The sequence below is a fragment of the Hymenobacter daeguensis genome, from assembly GCF_054780555.1.
Window position 1 is genome coordinate 166,385 of record NZ_BAAGWC010000008.1, and the last position, 23,704, is coordinate 190,088.

22 protein-coding genes are annotated in these 23,704 nt (G+C 62.6%); 15 read left to right on the top strand and 7 right to left on the bottom strand.

Features of this window, described 5'->3' with window-relative positions:
• The first annotated feature begins 122 nt into the window (after positions 1-122).
• Entirely contained in the window at positions 123-740 is a 618-nt protein-coding gene (rsmG, locus tag ACYVHT_RS11540; protein ID WP_460551475.1) for a 16S rRNA (guanine(527)-N(7))-methyltransferase RsmG, read from the top strand.
• Between the two features lie 87 nt (positions 741-827).
• On the opposite strand, the gene ACYVHT_RS11545 is transcribed toward rsmG, so the two are convergent.
• On the bottom strand, positions 828-1,814 hold the full coding sequence (locus ACYVHT_RS11545; RefSeq protein WP_460551478.1) for a YheT family hydrolase: 987 nt from the start codon (positions 1,812-1,814) through the stop codon (positions 828-830).
• 276 nt (positions 1,815-2,090) lie between these two features.
• Here ACYVHT_RS11545 and rpsT point away from each other — a divergent pair, with 276 nt between their 5' ends.
• The 3 genes from rpsT to ACYVHT_RS11560 all read left to right on the top strand — a co-directional run bounded on the left by rpsT (position 2,091) and on the right by ACYVHT_RS11560 (position 5,625).
• The gene (gene rpsT / locus ACYVHT_RS11550) at positions 2,091-2,342 is read left to right on the top strand and encodes a 30S ribosomal protein S20 (protein ID WP_198066977.1); all 252 of its coding nucleotides are present in this window, start codon (positions 2,091-2,093) and stop codon (positions 2,340-2,342) included.
• A gap of 197 nt (positions 2,343-2,539) precedes the next feature.
• Entirely contained in the window at positions 2,540-4,072 is a 1,533-nt protein-coding gene (locus tag ACYVHT_RS11555) for a T9SS type A sorting domain-containing protein (protein WP_460551481.1), read from the top strand.
• A gap of 1,094 nt (positions 4,073-5,166) precedes the next feature.
• Positions 5,167-5,625, top strand: coding sequence for a T9SS type A sorting domain-containing protein (locus ACYVHT_RS11560; protein WP_460551484.1), 459 nt, complete (start codon positions 5,167-5,169; stop codon positions 5,623-5,625).
• A 77-nt stretch (positions 5,626-5,702) separates the two neighbouring features.
• Here the strand turns inward: ACYVHT_RS11560 and pyk are convergent, their stop codons facing one another.
• Positions 5,703-7,148, bottom strand: a complete 1,446-nt coding sequence (gene pyk / locus ACYVHT_RS11565) for a pyruvate kinase (protein WP_460551487.1) — start codon at positions 7,146-7,148, stop codon at positions 5,703-5,705.
• A gap of 84 nt (positions 7,149-7,232) precedes the next feature.
• The gene (locus ACYVHT_RS11570; RefSeq protein ID WP_460551490.1) at positions 7,233-7,661 is read right to left on the bottom strand and encodes an IPExxxVDY family protein; all 429 of its coding nucleotides are present in this window, start codon (positions 7,659-7,661) and stop codon (positions 7,233-7,235) included.
• 163 nt (positions 7,662-7,824) lie between these two features.
• Here ACYVHT_RS11570 and ACYVHT_RS11575 point away from each other — a divergent pair, with 163 nt between their 5' ends.
• From ACYVHT_RS11575 to lgt, 7 genes are all read left to right on the top strand, one after another.
• The gene (locus ACYVHT_RS11575; RefSeq protein WP_169532328.1) at positions 7,825-8,061 is read left to right on the top strand and encodes an acyl carrier protein; all 237 of its coding nucleotides are present in this window, start codon (positions 7,825-7,827) and stop codon (positions 8,059-8,061) included.
• Positions 8,062-8,223: 162 nt separating this feature from the next.
• Complete coding sequence (gene fabF, locus ACYVHT_RS11580; protein ID WP_460551493.1) at positions 8,224-9,474, top strand: beta-ketoacyl-[acyl-carrier-protein] synthase II; 1,251 nt, start codon at positions 8,224-8,226, stop codon at positions 9,472-9,474.
• 173 nt (positions 9,475-9,647) lie between these two features.
• A complete protein-coding gene (gene rnc, locus ACYVHT_RS11585; protein ID WP_460551496.1) occupies positions 9,648-10,373 on the top strand; it encodes a ribonuclease III family protein in 726 nt (241 codons plus the stop codon).
• A gap of 217 nt (positions 10,374-10,590) precedes the next feature.
• The gene (nadE, locus tag ACYVHT_RS11590) at positions 10,591-12,504 is read left to right on the top strand and encodes an NAD(+) synthase (RefSeq protein WP_460551499.1); all 1,914 of its coding nucleotides are present in this window, start codon (positions 10,591-10,593) and stop codon (positions 12,502-12,504) included.
• Positions 12,505-12,677: 173 nt separating this feature from the next.
• Complete coding sequence (locus ACYVHT_RS11595; protein ID WP_460551502.1) at positions 12,678-13,295, top strand: RNA polymerase sigma factor; 618 nt, start codon at positions 12,678-12,680, stop codon at positions 13,293-13,295.
• Positions 13,288-13,566 carry a hypothetical protein gene (locus ACYVHT_RS11600; protein ID WP_460551505.1) on the top strand — a complete coding sequence of 93 codons (279 nt, stop codon included), beginning with the start codon at positions 13,288-13,290 and terminating at the stop codon, positions 13,564-13,566. Before ACYVHT_RS11595 ends, ACYVHT_RS11600 begins: the two co-directional genes overlap by 8 nt.
• Before the next feature lie 150 nt (positions 13,567-13,716).
• Positions 13,717-14,721 carry a prolipoprotein diacylglyceryl transferase gene (gene lgt / locus ACYVHT_RS11605; RefSeq protein ID WP_460551508.1) on the top strand — a complete coding sequence of 335 codons (1,005 nt, stop codon included), beginning with the start codon at positions 13,717-13,719 and terminating at the stop codon, positions 14,719-14,721.
• Between the two features lie 91 nt (positions 14,722-14,812).
• On the opposite strand, the gene ACYVHT_RS11610 is transcribed toward lgt, so the two are convergent.
• Positions 14,813-15,724, bottom strand: coding sequence for a hypothetical protein (locus ACYVHT_RS11610; RefSeq protein ID WP_460551511.1), 912 nt, complete (start codon positions 15,722-15,724; stop codon positions 14,813-14,815).
• A gap of 44 nt (positions 15,725-15,768) precedes the next feature.
• Positions 15,769-15,993: a membrane protein insertion efficiency factor YidD gene (gene yidD, locus ACYVHT_RS11615; protein ID WP_460551514.1), complete on the bottom strand. Its 225-nt coding sequence runs from the start codon at positions 15,991-15,993 to the stop codon at positions 15,769-15,771.
• A gap of 108 nt (positions 15,994-16,101) precedes the next feature.
• Here yidD and ACYVHT_RS11620 point away from each other — a divergent pair, with 108 nt between their 5' ends.
• Entirely contained in the window at positions 16,102-17,259 is a 1,158-nt protein-coding gene (locus ACYVHT_RS11620; protein WP_460551517.1) for a DUF4357 domain-containing protein, read from the top strand.
• A 7-nt stretch (positions 17,260-17,266) separates the two neighbouring features.
• On the opposite strand, the gene ACYVHT_RS11625 is transcribed toward ACYVHT_RS11620, so the two are convergent.
• Positions 17,267-18,001: a M48 family metallopeptidase gene (locus tag ACYVHT_RS11625; protein ID WP_460551520.1), complete on the bottom strand. Its 735-nt coding sequence runs from the start codon at positions 17,999-18,001 to the stop codon at positions 17,267-17,269.
• A gap of 106 nt (positions 18,002-18,107) precedes the next feature.
• On the opposite strand from ACYVHT_RS11625, the gene ACYVHT_RS11630 reads away from it, so the two are divergent.
• The 3 genes from ACYVHT_RS11630 (at position 18,108) to ACYVHT_RS11640 (ending at position 21,702) form a co-directional block, all read left to right on the top strand.
• Positions 18,108-19,064 (top strand): hypothetical protein, encoded by a 957-nt coding sequence (locus ACYVHT_RS11630; protein WP_460551523.1) that lies wholly within the window; start codon positions 18,108-18,110, stop codon positions 19,062-19,064.
• Positions 19,061-19,489 carry a four helix bundle protein gene (locus tag ACYVHT_RS11635; RefSeq protein WP_460551526.1) on the top strand — a complete coding sequence of 143 codons (429 nt, stop codon included), beginning with the start codon at positions 19,061-19,063 and terminating at the stop codon, positions 19,487-19,489. Before ACYVHT_RS11630 ends, ACYVHT_RS11635 begins: the two co-directional genes overlap by 4 nt.
• A 155-nt stretch (positions 19,490-19,644) precedes the next feature.
• Positions 19,645-21,702, top strand: coding sequence for a hypothetical protein (locus tag ACYVHT_RS11640; RefSeq protein ID WP_460551529.1), 2,058 nt, complete (start codon positions 19,645-19,647; stop codon positions 21,700-21,702).
• A gap of 51 nt (positions 21,703-21,753) precedes the next feature.
• Here ACYVHT_RS11640 and ACYVHT_RS11645 read toward each other — a convergent pair whose 3' ends face one another.
• The gene (locus ACYVHT_RS11645) at positions 21,754-23,700 is read right to left on the bottom strand and encodes a DUF3857 domain-containing protein (protein ID WP_460551532.1); all 1,947 of its coding nucleotides are present in this window, start codon (positions 23,698-23,700) and stop codon (positions 21,754-21,756) included.
• Positions 23,701-23,704: the final 4 nt, after the last annotated feature.

Genomic DNA, 23,704 nt, shown 5'->3' on the forward strand with positions numbered 1-23,704 from the left:
TGAGTCAGGGCTTTTTTGTTGGAGTTGGATTGGAAGAGAAAAAATAGAACGTCGTGCTTCGACCGCGCCCGGCATGACGTTCTACGTCGCAGCAAAGGTCCAAACTGTGCACCTTTGCACCCATGAACCTTTTGCAGCACTACTTCCCCGCGCTCACGCCTCAGCAGCTCCAGCTTTTTGAGCAGCTCGAAACCGAGTTCCGGGCCACCAATGAAGCCATCAACCTCGTGTCGCGCACCGACATGGATAATTTCGTGGAGCGCCACCTGCTGCACTCGCTGGGCATTGCCAAGGTCGTTCGGTTCCCCAAAGGCAGCGCCGTGCTCGATGTGGGCACGGGTGGCGGCCTGCCCGGGCTGCCGCTGGCCATTATGTTTCCGGAGGTGCATTTTCACCTGGTCGATAGCATCGGCAAAAAAATCCGCGCCGTGCAGTTTATGGCCGCCGCGCTGGGCCTCAGCAACGTGACCGCCGAGCAAACCCGCGCCGAGCAGGTGCGCGCCAAGTACGACTACGTGGTGAGCCGCGCCGTGGCCCGCCTCGCCACCTTCCACCCCTGGATTGCCCACCGCTTCAAGCCCCAGGGGGCGGTCGGCTCCGGGCTTTACTATTTGAAAGGCGGGGATTTGGCCGAAGAAATTGCCGAATCCGGCCTGAAAACGAGCGTGACGGATTTGAGCGACTTCTACCAGGAGGAGTTCTTCGAAACCAAGAAAGTCGTTTTCGTGCCGGCCAAGTAGCAACGCGCCACGGCGCGTTCCCGGCGTTTCTGCCATTGGTTGCTCTTCGCCGGTTGTTCTGATGCAGCAACGCGCCACGGCGCGTTGCTACGCGGGCACTTCTGCCGTCAGAAACTCGACTGCCCGTCGTTCCGAGTAATATTCGCCATCCGGCGAGCCTTCGGCGAAGCCCACGTGCCCGCCATCCGAAGGCGTTTCGAGGAACACGAAGGGTGAGCTGGCCGCCACTTCGCGCGGGTAGCACGAGGCCGGCAAAAACGGGTCGTTCTGCGCATTCACCAGCAGCGTGGGCACCCGAATACCGCTCAGGTAGCGCCCCGAGCTGGCGTATTGGTAATATGCTTCGGCCGAGTCGAACCCGTGCATGGGCGCGGTGTATTTGTCATCGAACTGCGGAAAGTTGCGCAGCGATTCCAGGCCTTCCAGGTCAACCTGGCCGGGCAGCAGCGCGGCTTTTTCGCGGATTTTCTGGCGCAGCGATTTCAGGAAGCGCCGCATATACACCTGGTTCTGCGGCCGGCCGATGTGCTCCGAACTGGCCTGCAAATCGGTCGGCACGGAGAAGACGGCCGCTCGTTTTACTTCGGCCGGTACGCGGGCGGCGTCTTCGCCCAAGTATTTCAGCGTCACGTTGCCGCCGGCCGAAAAGCCCAGCAGGTAGGCCTGCCGGTAGCGGCCGGTGGCCAGCGCGTGGCGCAGCACAAGGTCCAAATCCTGCGTGTCGCCAAGGTGGTAGGAGCGGAGCAGGCGGTTCATCTCGCCGCCGCAGCTGCGGTAGTTCCAGGCCAGCGCGTCGAGGCCGGCGCGGTTGAGGGCGCGCACCATGCCGCGCACGTAGGGCCGCGAGGCATCGCCTTCGAGGCCGTGCGATACGATGGCCAGGCCGTCGGTGGGGCGCATTTCGGGCAGGCGGCTCCAGTCCAGGTTCAGAAAGTCGCCGTCGGGCAGCTCCAGCCGCTCGCGCTGGTAGGCCACGTCGGGCACCGTGCGCCACAGGCTGGGCACAATGGTCTGCAAGTGGCCATTGAACAGGTAAAACGGTGGCTGATAGCGGGATTTGGCGACGAGTGGCATGGCCCAGGGCAATAACGAGGATGAGCGCACGGGACGGCACGGCGCGCCTGGTAAAGTTCGCACCTAATCGGCATGCATACTAAAGTTAGGCGGCCGATTGTGAAAGGGCCATGAATCGGCAAAGCAGCCGCGGCAGCGAAAACGAATTTTTAGGCAGGCGAACGGACTTCTGCTCAATATTTTTGCTGCATTGGTTTGAAAATGTCCGACAAACTCGTACCTTTGCCCTCCCAAACTCAGAACTCATAGCATAACGCTCTCATATATTTCCTGCTCATGGCAAACCATAAGTCGGCCCTCAAACGCATCCGCAGCAACGAAGCCAAGCGCGTGTTGAACCGTTACCAGCACAAATCCACCCGCACGGCCATCAAGAAGCTGCGCACGACGACCGACAAAACGGCTGCTCAGGAGCTGCTGAAGAAAGTGTCTTCGATGCTGGACCGTCTGGCCAAGAAGAACATCATCCACAAGAACAAAGCTGCTAACAACAAAAGCAAGCTGACAAAGCTCGTCAACGCGCTCTAGTGCGAGACGAGTTTAGCGAGGCCAGACTGCGCCGCCCCAAGGTCTGGTCTCGCGCTCATCACAGAAGCCCCTCTCGGAAACGAGTGGGGCTTCTTGCGTGTAAATGGTTGGGTTTGCTTGAATTATAGGGTAATTCAAGTATAATGTGAGTTGGGCGCTTACCTTGTGGCAATATTCCACAACAAGCTACCCACACCATGAAACACGCTTACCCTTGGGCGCGGCCACTGCTGGCGGCGCTGTTATTGTTTGCGGCCTTTGGGGCCCGTGCGCAACAGGCCTGGCGGCCGTTCCGGCCGGGGCTGATTTATACCTACGAAGTGCCGGGCGTGGTCGGGAATGGCCGCTTTGTCACGCTGGGCGCCTACACGCTGCGGCTTGATTCGGCTTACGTAACGGCCGCCGGCGACTCGGCCTGGGCCTTCAACCGGGTGATGCGGGAGGTTTCGGGGTACACCCCCGGCAACTCCAGTGCCTATCGGTTCCGTAAGAGCCGCAACAACTTATTCGGCCAGCGCCTGCTGTGGCAGCCGGGCTCGGCCGAATACACGTTGGAAACCGTGACGGAAGGCACCTTGCAAACCGGCGCGACCCTGCGCCTGCGGCCGCAGGCGGCCGTGGCCAGCACCTGGGTGGCCAGCCCGGCGCTGGGCATCAGCGCCACGCTCACCAGCCGGGGCCCGCAACTGGTGAGCGGCCAGCCCGATACCGTGGCAACCATTACGCTCAGCACGGGGCCTGTGGTGCGGCTGAGCCGGCGCTTCGGCCTGCTGGAAGCACCGCAATGGCTGGCCCTCAGCGGAGCGCCGGTGCAATGGACGGCCACCCAACTGCCGACTACGCTGGCGCAATCCAACTACAACCCCTTGCGCCTGTTTGACCTGCAGCCGGGCGACGAAATTGGTTATATCGACGACGGCAGCCCCGTATTAGTCATTCCGTGTTCGCAGAGCAAAACCCTGTGCCGAATCCTGACGCGGAGCCAGGTTGCCGATTCGCTCATCTATACCTACCGGGTTCAAACCCGGCTCGAATCTTTTGGTGCCCCCGGCTGCAGTCCGGCCGGCGTCACCTACACGCCCATTGAAACCGGGCGCTGGGCTTTCTCCCTGAGAACCGGGCAGTCGAGGCAGTTTCCCGAGTTGGCCATGCTGACCGGCGAATACCGCGTAAGCGGTAGCAGCGCGGTGATGATGGGCCGGGGCTTTGTGCAAACACAGCCGGGGGGCAGTGGGTGCGGCGGAAACCAACTGCTGGCGTACGAACAGGTATTTAGCGTGGGTCCGCTGAATGGCAATGGGGTATTCGGGCCCATTCCTGACCTATTTGCATCTGTGGTGTACGCGGTGCCGCTTGGCATGGGGCCAGTATCGAACAGATTCACGTACATGGCCTACTACCGCCGCACCCGCAGCGGTACGACAACCACCTGCGGCAGCCCGCTGGCGTTTGCCAACCTGCTGCCCACCCGCGCCGCCGAAGCGGCGGCGTTAGCCACGCTGCACCCCAACCCCGCCACTGTGGCCGCCACGCTCACGCTGGCCCAGCCCGCCCGTGCCGGCCACCGCTTGGCCCTGACCGATGCGCTGGGCCGCACCGTGTGGAGCGCCCCATTGGCTACGGGCCAGACTACGGCCACCGTGCCGCTGACCGGGCAGCCGGCTGGCCTCTACCTGCTGCACCTGAGCGGGGCCGGCACGAACGGCAGCTGGAAGCTGACCCATGAATAGTAACTGCTGCAGCCATGAAACCAATTCATTATTGTGCGCAGAGGGTGCTGGTTGTGTCATTTTTTCTGCTGGGTTTCGGGGCCAGTGCGCAGCAGGCTTGGCGGCCGTTTCGGCTGGGGCTGATTTATTCTTACACCACGGCACCCGTTGGGAATAATGCTCCGAATGCTTTTCTGTTGCGCCTCGACTCGGCGTATGTAACCGCAGCGGGTGATTCAGCCTGGGCATTCAATCGGCTGATGCGGCCGCTTGACGGCGGCGCTTCAGCATTTTACACCAGCGCCCGTAAAAGCCGCAACAACCTGTTTGGGGCCCGGCTTACCTGGGTGCCCGGCACGAGCGAGTTCACGCTGGAAAATGTAGCGGAGGGTGCCTACCAAGCGGCGCAGTCGCTGCGCTTGCGGCCGCGGGCTGTCATAGGGAGCACCTGGGTCGCTAGTACTGCACCGGCCCTTACGGCTACGCTCACCAGCCGTGTTTGGCAGCCGGTGACGGGTGCTGCGGGTAGCCCAATGGATTCGGTAGCGACCATTACACTGAGTTCGGGGGCGGTGGTGCGCCTCAGCCGGAATTATGGGTTGCTGGCCGGACCACGCTGGCTCACGGCGAACACCGGTACCGCTCCGCAATGGGTAGCCAGCCTGCTGCCTACTGCGCTGGTCAATTCGCCGCTAGGTCCCACCACTTTATTCAACATGCAGCCTGGCGACCTGCTAGGGTACGATGAAACGCCGCGTTCGGTAGGGAGCCCGCCTTGCGTTAGCTACTATATGTTGCGCGCTATTCAAAGCCGCCAAATGGTAGGCGACTCTCTGATTTACACCTATCAGCAGCAAACTCGCACCGTTACTTACAGCATATTTGGCTGTTTTGGCGCGCCGGGCAATACCGTAGGGCCGGTGCGAATGGGAAGACTGGCTTTTTCGCTCCGCACCGGGCAGTCGCCGCAGCACCCGACGCTCCCCCTGCTTTCGGGCGAATACCGAGCGCTAAATACTGCTTTCCCCAATGGTATGATGCTGGTAGGACTGGGACTACAGACCGCTGCCAGCGGAACCGGTTGCCTGAGCGTACCACTGCTGCAATACCAGCAAATGAGTCCTACTGCTTCGGGGGGCGCTACTGTGTACACCACTTTTCCCGATGGTAATTGGTTTCAGTCCTTTAGCCCACAGTTGGGCCTGGGTCCCTTGCTAACCGGCGAAACGGCGTTGGTATATTTTGTGCGTAACACGTTCGCCGGACCTGTTATCTGTGGCACGCCCACCAATTTTGCCAACCTGCTGCCCACCCGCGCCGCCGAAGCGGCCGCGCTGGCTACCCTTCACCCCAACCCTGCCGCCGAGGCCGCCACGCTCACGCTGGCCCAGCCTGCCCGTGCCGCCCACCGCCTGCACCTGACCGATGCGCTGGGCCGCACCGTGTGGAGCACCTCCCTGACCGCAGGCCAAACCACGGCCACCGTGCCCTTGGCCGGGCAGCCAGCCGGCCTCTACCTGCTACACCTGACCGGGTCCGGCACGAACGGCAGCTGGAAAATTACCCACGACTAAATTCAGCTGTCCAAAACCAAAACGAGCCCGCTGTGCACACAGCGGGCTCGTTTTGTGAAAGCTAAAAAGAGCTTGCTCTAAGCAATGCTCACCTTTACCATGTTGGCTTTGCCCTGCTCCTGAATGGGCATCGAGCCGGTGGTGATGAATACGTCGCCGGGAGCCAGGTGGCCGGTCGTGCTGAGCACGTAGCGGATGTCCGTGATGGTGCTGTCGGTGCTGATGAGGCGGTCGTAGTAGAAGGCGCGCACACCCCACACCAGGCTCAGCACGGTGAGCAGCGGGCGGTTGTTGGTGAAGATGAAAATGTTGGCTTTGGGGCGGTACTTGGCCAGCTGGAAAGCCGTGTAGCCCTTGTGGGTCATGCCCGTGATGGCCTTGGAGCCAGTGTTTTTAGCCAGGTGGCAGGAAGCAGACAGCACGCTGTCGGCCATGAAGTTGGGGCCGTTGGGGTCGATGGGCCACCAGCGGTGGAACAGCTGCGGGCTGCGGCTTTCCACGCTCAGAATGGTGCCCACCATCGAGCGAATAACCTCGGCCGGATAAGCACCCACGGCGGTTTCGGCCGAGAGCATCACGGCGTCGGCCCCGTCGAGAACGGCGTTGGCCACGTCGCTGGTTTCGGCGCGGGTGGGGCGGGGGGCCGTAATCATCGACTCCATCATTTGCGTGGCCACGATGACGGGCTTGCCGGCCGCGTTGCACTTGGCAATAATCATCTTCTGGGCCATGGGCACCTCTTCCATCTTCACTTCCACGCCGAGGTCGCCGCGGGCCACCATCACGGCATCGGTGATGGCAATGATTTCGTCGATGTTGCGCAGGCCGTCGGGCGTTTCAATCTTGGCCACCACGCGGGTGGTTTTGCCCGCTTCGGCAATCAGGTTTTTGATGAAGCGAATGTCGTCGGCTTTGCGGGCGAAACTCAGCGCCACCCAGTCCACGTCGTGCTCCATGCCGAATTTCAGGTCTTCGATGTCCTTTTCGGTCATCGACGGGGCCGAAACTTCCGAATCGGGCAGGTTGATGCCTTTGCGGGGTTTCACCAGGCCGCCGTACACCACTTCCACGTCCACCTCCTTGTCGCGGTCGGTGGCCAGCACTTTCAGCTCAATCTTGCCATCGTCGATGAGAATCATGTCGCCGGCCTTCACATCGCGGGCCAGGCCCAGATAAATGGTGCTCAGGCGCGTAGCCGTGCTGATTTCCTTCTCACCACAAACCAGCTTAATCTTGTCGCCGGGCTTGATTTCAACGCCGCCGCCCTCTACTTCGCCGAGGCGGATTTTGGGGCCCTGCAAGTCCTGCAGCAAGCCTACTGAGGTGCGCATGTCCTTGTTCAGCCGGCGCACGGTGTTGATGACCGAGAGGTGGTCTTCGTAGGAGCCGTGCGAGAAGTTGAGGCGAAACACGTCCACGCCTTCGCGGATGAGCACGCCGAGGCGCTCGTATGTATTGGAAGCAGGGCCTACGGTGGCCACTATCTTGGTTTTGTTAAACGCGGGGCGGTTATCGATTTCCATGAGGTTAGAGCGGGCGCGAAGCAGCTCTTCGCGCAGTTCAGATGAGTGAAAGCAGTGAAACGAAAGCAGGGCAGGTAGCCAAAGCTACAGAATAAGGTTCTCTTTGTATTTCAAGGTATTCGGGTCGAACTGACACACGTATTGCACGGCATCGAGGGCCGTGAGGCGGTGCAGCAATTCATCGTCGGCGAGGTCGCCGCTGCCGTTGCTCACGGCCAGCAGGTAGTCGTACTCCTTGATATCGGGGGCTAAGAACGGCTTTTTTAAGTTAGAGGGCGCTATGGAGCGGTTGCGCAGCAGCCGAAACGTGAGGGTTTCGGTGGCGTGGAGGTAGTGCGTGAACACCAGCCGGCCCTGGTTGAGCAGGTTCAGCAGCAGCTCGGGCTGCTTCACCAGGCGCAGGCGCAGGGCGCGGTTCAGGGTCCAGGCCAGGGTATAGTCGCGGGTGCTGCTCACCAGCCCGAACAGGGCGAAGTCGCACTCGTAGTCTACATCCAGGGTGAAAGTCTTCATAGGGCCGCAAAACGGGGCATTCTGCCCGCCAGCACGGGCAAAGCTACGGCCTGCAAGGGGCCGTCGCCATAATCTTGTACACGCAATTGAAAAGCGCGGCGGTGGGTTAGTTGAAAAATCTCTCGTTACTTTGTGCCGTAATTTTCCCTAAACCCCCACGGAAATGTCTGAAATCGCAGAAAAAGTAAAGGCCATTATTATTGATAAACTGGGCGTTGAAGCCTCCGAGGTTACCCCCGAGGCAAGCTTCACCAACGACCTGGGCGCTGACTCGCTGGATACCGTTGAGCTCATCATGGAGTTCGAAAAGGAGTTCAACGTGAGCATTCCCGACGACCAGGCCGAGAACATCCAGACCGTGGGCCAGGCCATCAGCTACCTCGAAGAGCACGCCAAGTAGTATTTGTTCCGCCCGAATCGAACCAGTTAAGGGAAAAAAAGTTACCCCGGTTTTTCGTTTCGTTCGGAATGAACCCCAAGTTCTGCGCATACCGGCCGGCTAGCCGCCGGCCGGTTTTGCCGTTTTATTCCGCTTCACTTTTTGCGCCAGAGGCGCCTGCTTATGTCGTCCATCCGACGGGTTGTCGTTACCGGCCTTGGGGCCATCACGCCGCTGGGCAACACTGCTCCGGCTTATTGGGAGGGCCTGCGCACGGGCACCAGCGGTGCCGCCACCATCACGCGCTTCGACCCGACCAAGTTCAAAACCCGCTTTGCCTGCGAAGTCAAAGACTACAATCCTGACAATTTCTTCGACCGCAAGGAAGGCCGCAAAATGGACCTGTTCACGCAGTTCGCGGTGGTGGCTTCGGATGAGGCCATTGCCGATTCGGGCCTGCTCGAAAGCGGGGTGGACAAGGACCGGGTCGGTGTGATTTGGGGCTCCGGCATCGGCGGCCTGAAATCGCTGCAGGAAGAATGCTTCCAGTTTGAGCGGGGCGACGGCACGCCGCGCTACTCGCCTTTCTTCATCCCGCGCATGATTGCCGATTCCGCATCGGGCAATATTTCCATCAAAAACGGCTTCCGCGGGCCCAACTTTGTCACGACGTCGGCCTGCGCCTCGTCGAACGATGCCATCATTGCTGCCTTCAACAACATCCGCCTCGGCCTGGCCGACGCCGTGGTGACGGGCGGCTCCGAAGCGGCCATCACCGAATCGGGCGTGGGCGGCTTCAACGCCCTCAAGGCCATGAGCGAGCGCAACGACGACCCGGCTTCGGCCTCGCGGCCCTACGACAAGGACCGCGACGGCTTCGTGCTGGGCGAAGGCGCCGGCGCGCTGGTGCTCGAAGAGTACGAGCACGCCAAAGCCCGGGGGGCCAAGATGTACGCCGAGCTGATTGGCGGCGGCATGTCGTCGGACGCTTACCACATCACCGCGCCCGACCCGAGCGGCAGCGGCGTGGTGCTGGTGATGAAAAATGCCCTGCGCGACGCCGGCATCCAGCCCGAGGAGGTGGACTACATCAACACCCACGGCACCAGCACCCCGCTGGGCGACGGGGCCGAAATCAAAGCCATTGAGCAGGTGTTTGGCGAGCACGCCACCAAGCTGAACATCTCCTCGACCAAAAGCATGACCGGCCACCTGCTGGGCGGGGCCGGCGGCATTGAGGCGGTGGCCTGCCTGATGGCCATGCAAAACAGCCTGGTGCCGCCCACCATCAACCTGCACACGCCCGACCCGGAAATCAACCAAGCGTTGAATTTCACGCCGAATGTGGCGCAGGCCCGCGAAGTCCGCGTGGCCCTGAGCAACACGTTTGGCTTTGGCGGCCACAACACTTCGGTGGTGTTCCGCAAGCTGTAAGAAGGGCCGGGGCTCACTTTTCCACGTCATGCTGAGCGCCGTCGCAGCATCGCTCCCGCACAACTAATTCTTTCGGTTGAGTTAGTATTGCGGGAGAGATGCTGCGACGGCGCTCAGCATGACGTTCTTTTTTGGCCGTTCTTTGCTCTACCGAACCCTAATATTCTTTCCCATTGCTCGGTTTCGTTTCCCGTTTATTTGCTTCCGATAAGTCGTTTCGGCAGGCGGTGGCTACCGTTACCGGCCAGAAGCCCAAGAATGCGCAGCTCTACCGGCTGGCGTTCACGCATTCGTCGGCGGTGCGGCAGCAGCCCGCCATTGGCCGGCACCAGACCAACGAGCGGCTGGAGTTTCTGGGCGATGCCGTGCTGGGCACGGTGGTGGCCGAATACCTTTTCAAAAAATATCCCTACGAGCAGGAGGGCTTCCTCACGGAAGTGCGCTCGCGCATCGTGAACCGCGAAAGCCTGAACGGCATCGCCCTCAAGCTGGGCCTCGACAAGCTGGTGCAGCTGGATGTGGCGCAGGGCCGCGCCGCCCGCTCGCGCTCGGTGAATGGCAACGCGCTGGAGGCACTGGTGGGGGCCGTGTACCTGGATTTGGGGTATGCGGCGGCCCGGAAATTCGTGCTCACGCGCCTCGTGAAGGGCTTTGTGGACGTGCATACGCTCACCACCACCACGGCCAATTTCAAGAGCAAGCTGGTGGAATGGGCCCAGCGCCAGGGCAAAACCGTGCGCTACGACATTACGGGCGAGGCCCGGCCGGGCGGCATGATGGAATTTACGGCCAGCGTGCTGCTTGATGAGGAGGTTATTGCCACGGGCATGGGCCTGAGCAAGAAGCAGGCGGAGCAGCTGGCCGCCGAGCGGGCGCTGGCGGAGCTGGGCGTTGCGTAATTTTTACCGTTTTCCTCTTGTTGAACAGCCGCAGCGCGGCGACATGTTGGCAGTAAGTTGTTCTCTTGAAAGCATTAAAGCCCCAGCGGGGCGACACCCAGCAAACGAGTGTCGCCCCGCTGGGGCTTTTTCCGTTTAATTTTCGTTGGTTTCTACCAACATGTCGCCGCGCTGCGGCTTGTACATACCGCATTCCTAACGCTCATTACCTGAAAACATGCGCATCGCCGGAGCCGCCCTCAACCAGATTCCCATCGACTGGGAAAATAACCTTCGCAACATTAAAACGGCCATTGAGCAGGCCAAAGCGGCAGGGGTGGAGCTGCTGTGCCTGCCCGAGCTGTGCCTGACCGGCTACGGCTGCGAAGACCTGTTTCTGAGCGACTGGATGCCGCAGGCGGCGCTGGCGCACCTGCAGCTGGTGCGCGAATGGACGCAGGGAATCTGCGTGGTGGTGGGGCTGCCGGTGCGCCTCCACCACCGCACCTACAACACGGCGGCGGTGCTGCGCGACGGCCAGATTCTGGGCTTCGCGGCCAAGCAGTTTCTGGCCAATGACGGCGTGCATTACGAGACGCGCTTCTTCGCGCCCTGGGTGGCCGGCGAGCAAACCACCGTGAGCCGGGAAGGGGAGACGTGGCCGCTGGGTGACCTCATTTTCGAGCATCGGGGCGTGCGCTTCGGCTTCGAGATTTGCGAGGATGCGTGGCGGGCCGACAACGTGCGGCCGGCCTGCCGGCTCATGGGCAAGGTCGATTTGATTGTGAACCCCTCGGCCAGTCACTTTGCCATGAGCAAAACCGACGTGCGCTACCAGCTGGTCATGAAGGCCTCGCGCACGTTCGACTGCACCTACCTCTACGCCAACCTGCTGGGCAACGAAGCCGGCCGCATCATCTTCGACGGCGAAATCCTGATGGCCCGCAACGGCCACCTGCTGAAGCGCAACCAGCTGCTGAGCTTCAAGGAGGTGGATTTGGAATGGGCGGACGTGGACTTTGCCACCAGGCCGGAGCCGGCGACGGAAATCGTGCCGCTGCCCGCGCCCGATGAATACAAAGAGCTGAACCAGGCCATGAGCCTGGGCTTGTTCGACTACCTGCGCAAGGCCCGCAGCCGGGGCTTCGTGCTGAGCCTGAGCGGCGGGGCCGACTCCTGCTTCTGTGCCGTGGGCGTGGCCGAGATGGTGCGGCTGGGCGTGGAGGAACTGGGGCTGGACGAGTTCAAGCGCCGCAGCGGCTGCTTTACCGAAGCGGCGGCTGTAACAAAGCAGGAGGGAGCCGGTGGCAAAGCCACTCAAGTGGTGGAAAGCCCTGCGCCCGAACCGCATCTCAGCGACAAGCAGCAGCTGGTGCGGCAGCTGCTCACCTGCGCCTACCAGGGCACGGTCAACTCTTCCGACGACACCTTCAACTCGGCCAAAGAGCTGGCCGAGAGCATCGGCGCCCGGTTTCACAACTGGGAAATCGACCAGGAAGTGGCGGGCTACGTGGGCAAAATCCAGGGGGCGCTGGGCCGGGAGCTGACCTGGCAAACCGACGATTTGGCCCTGCAAAATATTCAGGCGCGGGTGCGGGCTCCCGCCATCTGGCTGCTGGCCAACGTGCAGAACTGCCTGCTCATCACCACCTCCAACCGCTCCGAAGCCAGCGTGGGCTACTGCACCATGGACGGCGACACGGCCGGCAGCATCTCGCCCATTGCGGGCGTCGACAAGGACTTTGTGAAAAAGTGGCTGCGCTGGGCCGAACAGGAGCTGGGCTACGCGGCCCTCCGCCACGTCAACGCCCTGCAGCCCACCGCCGAGCTGCGCCCGCTGGCCGACAAGCAGACCGATGAGCGCGACCTCATGCCCTACACGCTGCTCAACCGCATCGAACGGCTGGCGTTCTACGACCGGCTCAGCCCCAGGCAGGTACTCGCCGCGCTGGAGGGCGAAGGCACGGGCTTCGATACCGAGCAGCTACGCGCTTTCGTGCGGCGCTTCTACAACTTGTGGAGCCGCAACCAGTGGAAGCGCGAGCGCTACGCCCCCAGCTTTCACCTCGACGACTACAACGTGGACCCGCGCTCCTGGCTGCGCTTTCCGATTCTCAGCGGCGGGTTTGCCGAGGAGCTGGCGGCGCTGTAGAAACTGCTGCTGCATAAGCTGTTCGGAATGGTTGAAAAATAAATGGCGATGCCTGCGCAAGTTTGGCCCGCAGATGGGGCCTGATGCGTTGAAGCGCTGGCCAGACCAGTGCCGGATACCTTCTCCCGACCACGCTGCCCGCCGCTTTGCTGACTTGCTCAATCCCGTTGCTTTTGGCTGATGCCCCGCCGGCCGGCTCCTGTTCGATGGAACCAGTAGCAGCGGGCGAGGCCGAGCTGATAGCGCAGCTGCAGCTGGGCAGCGAGGCCGCTTTCCGGACCCTGGTGGAGCGGTACCAGGGGCGCATCTACCGCACGGTGCTGTCGCTGCTGCGCAATGCGGAAGAGGCGGAAGACGTGGCGCAGGAGGTGTTTGTGGAAGTGCACCAAACCATCGGGCGGTTTCGGGGCGAGGCGGCGCTGAGCACCTGGCTCTATCGCCTGGCCACGTCGCGGGCCCTGAAAAACCTGCGGCGCGCCCGCACCAAAAAGCGGTTTGCCTACTTCACCAGCCTGCTGGGCTTTGGCAACCAGGCGCTGCCCGAGCCGCCCGACCATGCCCACCCGCAGGCGCTGCTCGAAGGCCAGCAGCTGCTGCAGCTGCTGCTGGCCCACGTTGCGCGGCTGCCTGAGCAGCAGCAGGTGGCTTTCACCCTGCGCCACGAGCAGGAGCTGAGCTACGAGCAGATTGCGGCCGTGCTCGATACCACCGTGCCCGCCGTGGAGTCATTGCTGTTCCGGGCCCGGAAAACGCTTCGCCATCACCTGCAACCCCATTTTCGCCATGGCTGATTCCCCACTGCGCCCCGATGCCGACGACGCCTGGAACGACTTGCTGGGCCAGCTGCGCCGCCGGCCCACTCCCCGGCCCCGGCCTTTTTTCTACAGCCGGGTGCAGGCCCGCCTCGCCGCCCAACCCCCGCTGGCCAACGACCTGCTGCCAGCGTGGCTGCGGCGGCCGGCCTACGCCGCCCTGCTCGGGGTGCTGGTGTGCAGCCTCAGCGGCGACGGCCCGGGGCTGCGGGCGGGCAGTGTGGCGCCGCCGCAGGCGGTGCTGCGCTGAGTTTCGCCTCATCTTTGTGCCGCCTTCCGGCCGGGCCAGCCTGCGCCCGTTGCTACCGACCCCCTTCGGCGCGCCCCCGGCGGCCTTGAGCGCAAGGCGCGGCGAGCCCCGGGGCTGAGTACCTTTGACCCCATATTTTAATTGTCCTGCATGTCCCCCTTCCTCGCTGCTGTTTTCTGGAACGTCAATCCCATCATTGCCCACATCGGGCCGGTCACGCTGCGCTGGTACGGGCTGTTTTTTATGCTGCCCTTTGTGGTGGGCACGTTCATTCTCACGCACATCTACCGCTCAGAGCGGGTGTCGCCGCAGTGGGTCGACGTGATTACGATTTACATGCTCATCGGCACCATCGTGGGCGCGCGGCTGGGGCACATGCTGTTTTATGATTTCGACGCGCTGCTGGCCGACCCCATGGTGGTGTTCAAAATCTGGCAGGGCGGGCTGGCCAGCCACGGCGCTACCATCGGCATTCTGTTCGCCTGCTGGCTGTTTGCGCGCAACAATAAGTTCGATTACCTCTGGGTGCTCGACCGCATTGTGATTGTGGTGGCGCTGGGCGGGGCCTGCATCCGGACCGGCAACCTGATGAACTCCGAGATTGTGGGCAAGCCGACCAGTGCCCCGTGGGCTTTCGTTTTTCCGCGCGATGTTGAGCATTGGAAGACTTTCGGAGCCAGCCAGCCCGTGCCCGCCGGCTCTTACGCCGTGCAGCGCGTGGCCAACCCGCAGGCCGGCGGCGAAACGGAGATTGTGAGCCAGCCCATCACGGGCCCCGTCACGGCCGATACCAACGTGGCCGTGCCGCGCCATCCCACCCAGATTTACGAGGCGCTGTTCTGCATTTTCCTGCTGGCTTTGCTCTACTCGATGTGGAACCGGACCAGGGAGCGCACGCCGCGCGGGCAGCTGTTCGGGCTGTTTGTGGTGCTGCTGTTCATCCAGCGTTTCCTGGGCGAATACCTGAAGGAAAACCAGGTGGCGTTTGAAAACGGGCACCTGTTTAACCAGGGACAGCTGCTCAGCATTCCGCTGATTTTCATCGGTATATGGGTGCTGTGGCGGGCCGGCAAAGACCCTGAGAATCCCTACGGCTACGCCCCGCGCGACCTGGGCAAGGAAGGCGACGCGCAACACGCCACGCTCAAGGTCTGACGCACACAGATTGCTGTAGAAAAGGCAGGCCCGCCGCGTTTGATGTTCAGTCAAACGCGGCGGGCCTGCCTTTTGGTAGGGCGAAAGCGGCCTAATTTGATAATGTGTACTCAAACAGTCCGCCCTGTTCGGTGCTGATAAGCAAGGTATTGCTGTCTTTGAACACCGCGCCCTCGGTCTGCCCGGCGCCTTTCAGCGACACCTGCCGGGGTGTGGCTTTCAGAATCTCAGCCCAGGAATTGCCGTCGAGGATGAACAGCTCGCCCCGGCCCAGCAGTACCAGCCGGCGGCCATCGGGGCGCAGGGCGGCATCGGTTACCTCGCCGGCAATGGCCAGGGCCGTCACTTTTTGGGCGGTGTAGGTGCCGGGCTGGTCGGGCACGGCGTACACGTTGCTGGTGGTTTCGAGGGCGCGGTCTTTGGTGAACAGGTACACCTGGCCGTCGTGCCAGAGGCTGGCTTCGCAGTCGAAGTTGCGCTGCTTTTTCTTGGGCGGAAACTCGTGCTGGTCGGGGTAGGTGAAGTTGATAGTGCCCGCTTGCTGGGGCGAATCGGGCCGGAACTTGTAGATTTTCAGGTCGCGGCGGTCATTGTTGTTGTTGCCGCAGTCGCCGATGTAGTAGTTGCCCTGTCCGTCGCGGCTCAGGCTTTCCCAGTCGTGGTTTTCGCCCGGCACCTCAATGGTCCGGACCAGCTGGCCCGTGCCCGTGATTTCGTAGAGCGTGGGCGGGTTGCCGTCATCGCCGAAGCTGTAGTAGTTCCGGTTATCGGCGGCAATGGCCAGCCCGGAGCTTTCCGGCACTACCTTCTTGATGGAGCCCACTTTCCGCAAACCCGGTATTTCGTCTGCGGCGGCTTTGTCTTTCCGGCGGTCGTCGCCGGCGGGGCGGCTGGTGCTGGTTTGGGAAGCCGCTTTTTCGGTGATTTTATCGGATTGGGCCTGCGAGCAGCTGGCCGTGAGCAGGAGGGCCAGCGCCGCCGGCAGGAGAGGACTAAAACGCATCAACAAAAGCAACAGGTGAGCCCGGCTATACGGATACCCGGCGTTCAGGGTACGGGGTCGTAGCCGTGGCCGCCCCAGGGGTGGCAGCTGGCAATGCGCCGCAAGGCCAGGCGCCCGCCGCGCCACGGCCCGTATTTGCTGATGGCCTGGGCCGCATACACCGAGCAGGTGGGCGCGTAGCGGCAGCTCGGCGCGGTGAGCGGCGAAATGAAGCGCTGGTAAAACCAGACAAGGCCCAGGAAGAAGGCGCGAAACAGGCGGGAAAGCATTGGTGGAAAGCGAAGAAAACAGTAAGTGAAAACCGCTGGCATTAAATCATGAGAATACGCCTCCGCTGCGTTTATTTACATCGAATTTAACGCTCTGCTCTTCATCCAATGCACGAAATTCTACTGAATATTCGACAGCGCTTACTGAATAAGGAATACCATAACGAAGAGCACGTGCGCTTGTCTTTAGTGGCGCGAGTGGTGCAGGAATTGGGCTGGGATATCTGGAATCCAACGGAGGTTTACACCGAATTCAAGGCGGCCAAAAAAGAAGACAATACCCGCGTGGATGTGGCATTGTTCACGCACGATTTCGAGGGGACGGCTATTTTTATTGAGTGCAAAGGCGTAGGCGCTTTTGCGGCCGACCTGGCAGCCGTTGAACGGCAACTGCGCGATTACAACCGTGACCACACAGCCCTGTTCACTGTTATCACCGACGGGCGGCACTGGCGGTTTTATTTCTCGTTTACCAGCGGAGAATTCAAGGACAAGCTATTTTGTAAGTTTGATTTGCAGGAGGATGGAGTAGAAGAAATTGCTGGCTACTTGGAAACGTTTCTGCACCGCGACAACATCCTTAATCATTCAGCCCGCCAAAAAGCAGAAGCTTACCTGATGCTGGGTAAAAAGGAGCGGGCCATGCAGGACGTGCTGCCCGATGCGCAGAAACTGGTGACGCTGCCGCCGTTTCCGTCGCTTCCCGAAGCAATGGTTCAACTGTTAGCCGCCAAAGTTCTTACCATTACTCCCGCCGAGGCACAGGCTTTTTTGATGGGAGCGAGCGGAGCATTTACTGAAAAGGCGAGTCATAAGGCAATAGCCCAATCACCTGCAAAATCAGGGACTGTAAAACCGACCGTTGTGAAAGCAGCTAAATCTGCACCGCCGCTCATGGCTGCTCATGGTGCGGACCTTGTATCGTCGTCGGAAGCAACAACGGTGGTATTCATGCTCGTTCTGAACCGGTTGGGCATTCGCGCTACTGCCGATTGGGACGCCACAACCCGCAAACTGCGGGTGCGTGCGGGCTCAACTGCTATGCTGAGAGACCGTGACAGCTTACCTGCTGCCAGTGCTGCGCTCCGAAAGCAGTTGCTTAAACAGAAGGTTTTAGTGTCGCTAGCTGACCGGTTGGAGTTTCAGCAGGACTATGTGTTTGAGAATGCTATACAAGCGGCGGCGGTTGTCTGTGGTTATTCCGTAAATGGAAAACAAGCGTGGCGGGATTCAACAGACAAACCGTTGGGCGCTTATGTAAATTAGAAACAACCTACTTCGGCAGTGCGTTCAGCTCCGCTTTCCACCGCTCCCAATCGGGCAATAAGCGCGTTTGCAGGGCGTAGAAAGCTTTGGAGTGGTCGCCCACCAGCAGGTGGCAGCACTCGTGCAGCAGCACGTAGTCGAGGCACTCGGGGCGGGCGCGCACCAGCTCCGGCGAGAGGCGGATGCGGGCCGTGCGGGGCGTGCAGCTGCCCCAGCGGCTGCGCATCTGGCGCACAAACAGGGTGGGGCGCACAAGGTTAAACTCGGCGAAGCGCGGCCACACGCGCGCCAGCGACTCGGCAAAAAGCGCCTTGGCCTGCCGGGCGTACCAGGCGTGGAGCAGGGCTTCGGCCTGGGCGGCGGTGAGGGGCGCGGGCCCGGCCAGTAGCAGCTCGTCGCCTTCGATGGTTACGGCAGCGCGGCGGGCTTCGGCGAAGCGCAGGCGGTAGGGCCGGCCCTGGTAGTAGTGCGGGCTGCCTTCCTCAAAATGGCGGCCGGGGGCGGGGGCCGGGCGGTTGGCAAAGGCTTCCTGGTGTTTCAGAATCCAGTCGGCTTTTTTCAGCACCTGCTGGGCCACCCACTCGGGCGAGGTGCCGGCCGGGGCGCTGATGTGCACGCTGCCATCGGGCCGCACGGCGAAGCCGATGGTGCGCCGCGAGCGAAACACGAGCGTGTAGTGCAGGGACTTATTCTGGTAGGGAATGGTTTCGCGGCGCGGCGCGGCGGTGAAGGGGCGGGGCATAGGGCGGCAAGTTCGGCAGGAGGGCCGGAATGCCTAACCGCAAAGGCCGGGCAAATAATTTCGGAGCAGTCTTTACCCAATGGCTCCAAAGGCCTTACCTTCCGCTATGGAACACTGTTTACCCAGGTATTTTTCTGTTTTCACCCTTCTTTCTACCCTCGCAATGGTGCTGCCCGTGGCCTCGGCGCAGGCCCAGGGCAACGGGCCCGGCGTGCGCGGAGCGCGGGCGGCCGCGCTCGGCAACGCCTCGGTGGCGCTGGCCGGCGAGGTGTGGAGCATGGGCAACAACGTGGCCGGCATTGCCGAAATCCGGCGCCCCAGCGTGGGCTTTTATGCCGAAAACCGCTACTTCAGCGCGGCCCTGAACGTGGGCGCGCTCACCGTGGCCCTGCCCCTGGGCCGCACCACCGCCCCCGATGCCGGCGGCGTGATGCCCGGCGCGGAAGGTGCCGCGCCGGCCCTGAGCCCGGCCGCCACCACCTGGGCCCGCAACGGCGTGGTGGCCTTCGAGGCCCAGCGCTTCGGCGGACAGCTGTACAACGAAACCCGCCTCGGGGCCGGCTACGCGTACCGCTTCGGCCAGATTAGCCTGGGCGGGCGGGTCGATGTGCTGCAGGTGAGCATCGAAGGGCTGGGCAGCCGCCGGGTGTTGTATGGCACCCTGGGCGGACAGATTGAGGTAGTGCCCCGGCGGCTCAGCTTCGGCGCGTCGCTCTACAACCTGAGCCAAACCCGGCTGGCCAGCTACCAGGACGAGCGGGTGCCCACCATCCTGAAAGCCGGCCTGGCCTACCGGCCCAGCTCCCAGGTGATTCTGCTGGCCGAAACCGAAAAGGACGTGGAACGGGCGGCCAATTTCAAGTTCGGGCTGGAGTACCGGCCGGTGCCGGTGCTGGCGGCGCGGCTGGGCCTGGCGAGCCTCACGGAGCAGGCCAGCGCGGGCATTGGCGTGCTGGCCGGCGCGTTTCAGATTGACTATGCAGCGGCTTTTCAGCAGGCGCTGGGCTTTAGCCAGCACTTGAGCGTGAGCACGACACTGCGCTCAATGAAGAATGAGCAATGAGGAATGAAGAATTAACACCGGCCGAACCCGATTCCGAAATGTCGGCATTGGCGGAAGAAGGCAATGAAAACGTCATTGCTTACAAGTCTTTTGGCTTGGCGGTGCGGGTAGTTCGGCTGTGTCGCTTTCTGCGCGAAACCAAACAAGAACATGTGCTCAGCAGACAACTGCTGCGCAGCGGCACTGCTATCGGTGCTAATGTTGAAGAAGCCATTGGGGGCATTTCAAGGGCCGATTTCTCGGCCAAAATCAGTATTGCTTACAAAGAGGCTCGGGAGAGCAGCTACTGGCTCAAATTGCTGCACGCCACTGATTACTTGAATGAGGAGGCTTTTCAGAGCGTGCAGAATGATTGCGAAGAGGTTTGTCGCATTCTGCGGGCCATCTTAAATACTACGAGAATTAAAGGCCGCGACGATATATGATGAAACCGTTTACATTATTCATCACGGGATGGCTTGAAAAAAGTAAGGCACCAAATGCACGTCCACAGATTGGCATACAGCGTCTACTTTGGCTGACATTCTTCATTCTTCATTCCTCATTCTTCATTCCTCATTCGGCCGCCGGCCAGGACTACGTGCGCCGGCCACCCGACCTTGACCGGCTGACGCAGGAGTTGTTTGCCGAGATTCAGTCGGACGAGGTGCCGTATGAGGACCTCTACGAAACGCTGCTCCAATACTACCAGACACCCATCAACCTCAACACGGCCACGCGGGAAGAGCTGCGCTCGCTGCTGCTGCTGAACGAAAACCAGATAACCACGCTGCTCAACCACCGCGCCGCCAACGGCGACCTGCTGAGCGTGTATGAGCTGCAAAGCATTGAGGGCTACGACCTGCGCACCATCCAGCGCATCCTGCCCTTCGTGACGGTGCAAAGCAGCAACGCCAACAGCACGCGCGGCAACCTCTGGCAGCGCATTGCCAGGGAAGAAAACAACGCCCTGTACCTGCGCTACGAGCGGGTGCTGCAGCAGCGGCAGGGCTACACGCCGCCCACCCTCTACCAGGGCCAGCCCACCACGCGCTACCTCGGCTCGGCCGATAAGATGCTGATTCGCTACCGGGTGAGCCACACCAAGGATTTCAGCCTGGGCTTTTCGATGGAAAAGGACGCGGGCGAACAGCTCATCTGGAACCCGAAGAACGGGCAGTTCGGGGCCGACTATGTGTCGGCGCACCTGCTGCTGCAGGAGCGGGGCCGGCTGAAGGCGCTGGCGCTGGGCGACTACCAGCTGCAATTTGGGCAGGGGCTGCTGCTGTCGTCGGGCCTGGGCGTGGGCAAGGGTGCCGAGACAATTACGACGCTGCGGCGCTCGTCGGTAGGGGTGCGGGCGTATTCGTCGCTGCTCGAAAACTCGTTTTTCCGGGGTGGGGCGGCTACCTATCAGGTGGCGCCCACGGTGCAGGCCACGGCGTTTGTGTCGCACAAAAACGTGGATGCCAACCTGCAGCAGAGCATTGATTCGCTGGCGCAGTTCGATGAGTTTACCTCGGGTTTGCTTTACACGGGCTTCCACCGCACGGCCTCGGAGCTGGCCAACCGCCACCAGCTGGCCGAAACCGTGGGCGGCGGCAACGCCACCTACACCAGCCGGAGCGGCAACCTGGCCATCGGGGCCACCGGCGTGTTCACGCACTACGGCACGGCCATTCTCAAGCGGCCGGAGCCCTACAACTACTTTGAGTTCAGCGGCAAGGAAAACCTGGCGCTCAGCCTGAACTACAGCTACGTGTACCGCAACTTCCTGCTCTTCGGCGAGACGGCGCGGAGCAGCGGCGGCGGCATCGGCACGGTGAATGGCCTGCTCGCCAGCCTGGGCTCCAGCGTGGATGCGGCCGTGCTGGTGCGGCACTACGACTCCGATTTTCACACGCTCTACGGCAACGCGTTCAGCGAAAACACGCGCAACATCAACGAAACCGGCGTCTACATCGGCCTGAAGGTGCGGCCCGTGGCCAAGTGGGAAGTTTCGGCCTACTACGACCAGTTTCGCTTTCCGTGGCTGCGCTACCGCGTGAGCGCGCCCTCCGACGGCCACGATGCCCTGGTGCGCCTGGCTTACTCGCCCACCAAAACCAGCCTGCTCTACGTGCAACTGCGCCAGCGCCTCAAGCCCCGCGACCTCAATTTCACCGACCTGAACAGCTACGAGCCCGGCCGCGCCCTGCCGCTGCCCGGCGAGCAGCTGCGCCAAAGCATTCTGCTGTACTACAACACGGCCATTTCGCCCCAGCTGGAGTTGCGCACCCGCATGCAGGCCCTGCGCCTGCGCGACGACGACGGCCTGGCCTGGCGCAGCGGCTACGTGCTGGCCCAGGACGTGGGCTACCAGCTCAACCGCACGCTCAAGCTCACGGCCCGCTATTCCATCTTCGATGCCGACGACTACGACAGCCGCCAGTACATCTATGAGCAGGATGTGCTGCTGGCCGTGTCGGTGCCGGCCCTCTACGGCCAGGGCACGCGGGTGTACGGCATCGCCGAAATCCGCCTCAACCGCAGCCTCACGCTCTGGCTCCGCTACGCCGAAACCCGCTACCGCCACCAGGACATCGTAGGCTCGGGGCTGGAATCTATTCAGGGCTCGCTCCGCAGCGAGGTGAAAGCGCAGCTGCGGGTGAAGTTCTAGGAGCCGCCCGTCATTGCGAGGCCGCAGGCCGTGGCAATGACGGGTGAACCCTTAGCTCTCGGTTTTCACCAACACCACCGTGGCCTTGTCGGCCACGCTGATTTTGCGGCGGAAGTCCACGTAGCCGGCGTAGGCGGTTTTGGGCAGCCGGCCGCGCTTCAGCTCCAGGCGGCGAATGTACTGGATGGACCCATCGGGCAGGGTGGTATACTGGCTGGCGTAGGTGCCGTAGGCCGTGCTGAGCTGCACGGCAGCGGGCAGGTTTTCGGGCCGGAAGCCGGCAGGCAGGTGCAGGCGCACGGTGTCGGCGTGCAGGCTGGCGCGGGGCAGCCAGAGGTCGGCCTGGCGCTCGCCTACCTGGGCGGGCAGCGCGGGCAGGCGGCTCAGCAGGTTGGGGTTGATGAAGACGCGCTTGCCGCTGGGCGGAGCGAAGCCCGGCAAGGCCAGCGCCATGTTTTCGACCACCCCCGGCAGCGTACCAACGGGCTTGGCGGCCAGGGTAAACCGGGTGAGGGTGAAGGTGGGCAGCTTCAGCCGGTCGGTGATGTATTTCTTCTGCTCCACCGGCCCCAGCTCGTGCATGAGGTGGGCGTAGAGGTCCTGCTCCTGGCCCGTGCGCAGGGTGCGGGCCGTGGCCGTGGCGCTGCCCGTGGCATCAAGGTAGAGGTCGAGGTGGCGGAGCTGGCGGTTTTCGGGGCTGCCGTAGCGGGGCGTGGCCACCAGCTTGCCGCCTTCGGGCGTGAGCAGCAGCGCGTGCCGGTTGCCGGTGAAGCTGCCCATGTAGCCGAAGGGCTCGGTCTGGCTGGTGCATTCCAGCCACAGCGTGTCGGGCCGGCCGGCGGTGACGAGGGGGGCGCACAGAATGGCGTGGTTGAACTGCGAGCTGGGGAAATCGGCCCGCAGGTCGGCGTGGTCGGTGCCGGCACCCACCAGGGCCACGTAGGCGGGCACGCCGGCGGCATTGAGCAGGGCTTTGGTGTAGTTGCTTAGGGCTTTGCAGTCGCCGTAGCCGCTGCTGGCCACAGCGCTGGCCGGAAAGGTCTGCCAGCCGCCCAGGCCCAGCTGCACCGAGATGTAGCGGGTGCTGCTTTGCAGCATCTCGTACACGCGCTGGGCGCGGGCGCGGGCATCGGGCGCGTCGCGCACCAGGGCCTGCACCTTGGCCAGCGTGGCGGGCGGCAGCACGTCGCGGCCGGCGTTCAGCTCGTAGCTCCACTGGCCCAGGCCCTGCCAGGTGGCGCAGGTGCCCTTGTGGCCCTGCACTTCGAAGGCGCCGGGGGCCAGCGTCACGGCCGGGGTGAGGTCGGTGAGGGGCGGGGCGGCCTCTTCCTCGTCCACGGCGGGCAGGTTGGCCAGCTGCCAGGCGTAGGTTTCCTGGTTGCCGGCGGTGGTGTGGGCCGCGGCGGTGCCGGCGGGCAGGCGGCGCTCCTGGTAGCGCAGGGGCAGGGCGGCGGGCGTGGTTACCAGAAAGCTGGCGGCCTGCACGGCCACGCCTTCTTCTTCCTGGGGCTGCCAGTCGGGGTAAAACAGCGGGTTGTCGGATACGATTTCGTACTCAAACTCCACCGTGTAGGGCACGGTGGGCTGGCGCAGGTCGGCGTAGCGGGCGCGCACGTCGCTCATAAAATTGCCATCGGCCCCGCCCGCGCCTTGGTCGTGGATTTCGGAAGCCCGCAGCTGGTGCAGCAGGCGGCCGTCGGCATCGTACACGGCGCCGCGCAGGTAGCTCAGGGTGCGCAGGGCGTCGTAGCTCACCCCAACGCGGCCCAGGTCGTCGGCCGCCGCGTCGAGCACCGTCACCACCCGGCGCACGGTGTGCACCACGCGGCTGGCCGATTTCACGGTCACTACTTCGTCATCGGCGCGCACCACCGCGTGGGCTCCCTCGCGCAGCGCCGTCGGAATATCGGCCACTGCATACTTTGGGGCCGGCGCAGCCGGATGAAACAGAAAGCTGCTCAGCGGCAGCACGGCCAGCAGGGGCAGGAAGGCTTTCATAGGA

Coding starts and splice junctions, on each gene's coding strand:
- ACYVHT_RS11545 (WP_460551478.1), bottom strand. CDS start 1,814: ATGCCACTCGTCGCCAAATCCCGCTATCAGCCACCGTTTTACCTGTTC.
- ACYVHT_RS11555 (WP_460551481.1), top strand. CDS start 2,540: ATGAAACACGCTTACCCTTGGGCGCGGCCACTGCTGGCGGCGCTGTTA.
- ACYVHT_RS11630 (WP_460551523.1), top strand. CDS start 18,108: ATGGAACACTGTTTACCCAGGTATTTTTCTGTTTTCACCCTTCTTTCT.
- ACYVHT_RS11645 (WP_460551532.1), bottom strand. CDS start 23,700: ATGAAAGCCTTCCTGCCCCTGCTGGCCGTGCTGCCGCTGAGCAGCTTT.
- ACYVHT_RS11600 (WP_460551505.1), top strand. CDS start 13,288: ATGGCTGATTCCCCACTGCGCCCCGATGCCGACGACGCCTGGAACGAC.
- pyk (WP_460551487.1), bottom strand. CDS start 7,148: ATGGAAATCGATAACCGCCCCGCGTTTAACAAAACCAAGATAGTGGCC.
- ACYVHT_RS11560 (WP_460551484.1), top strand. CDS start 5,167: ATGAGTCCTACTGCTTCGGGGGGCGCTACTGTGTACACCACTTTTCCC.
- nadE (WP_460551499.1), top strand. CDS start 10,591: ATGCGCATCGCCGGAGCCGCCCTCAACCAGATTCCCATCGACTGGGAA.
- ACYVHT_RS11575 (WP_169532328.1), top strand. CDS start 7,825: ATGTCTGAAATCGCAGAAAAAGTAAAGGCCATTATTATTGATAAACTG.
- fabF (WP_460551493.1), top strand. CDS start 8,224: ATGTCGTCCATCCGACGGGTTGTCGTTACCGGCCTTGGGGCCATCACG.
- ACYVHT_RS11610 (WP_460551511.1), bottom strand. CDS start 15,724: ATGCGTTTTAGTCCTCTCCTGCCGGCGGCGCTGGCCCTCCTGCTCACG.
- ACYVHT_RS11620 (WP_460551517.1), top strand. CDS start 16,102: ATGCACGAAATTCTACTGAATATTCGACAGCGCTTACTGAATAAGGAA.
- rpsT (WP_198066977.1), top strand. CDS start 2,091: ATGGCAAACCATAAGTCGGCCCTCAAACGCATCCGCAGCAACGAAGCC.
- yidD (WP_460551514.1), bottom strand. CDS start 15,993: ATGCTTTCCCGCCTGTTTCGCGCCTTCTTCCTGGGCCTTGTCTGGTTT.
- ACYVHT_RS11625 (WP_460551520.1), bottom strand. CDS start 18,001: ATGCCCCGCCCCTTCACCGCCGCGCCGCGCCGCGAAACCATTCCCTAC.
- lgt (WP_460551508.1), top strand. CDS start 13,717: ATGTCCCCCTTCCTCGCTGCTGTTTTCTGGAACGTCAATCCCATCATT.
- rsmG (WP_460551475.1), top strand. CDS start 123: ATGAACCTTTTGCAGCACTACTTCCCCGCGCTCACGCCTCAGCAGCTC.
- ACYVHT_RS11570 (WP_460551490.1), bottom strand. CDS start 7,661: ATGAAGACTTTCACCCTGGATGTAGACTACGAGTGCGACTTCGCCCTG.
- ACYVHT_RS11635 (WP_460551526.1), top strand. CDS start 19,061: ATGAGGAATGAAGAATTAACACCGGCCGAACCCGATTCCGAAATGTCG.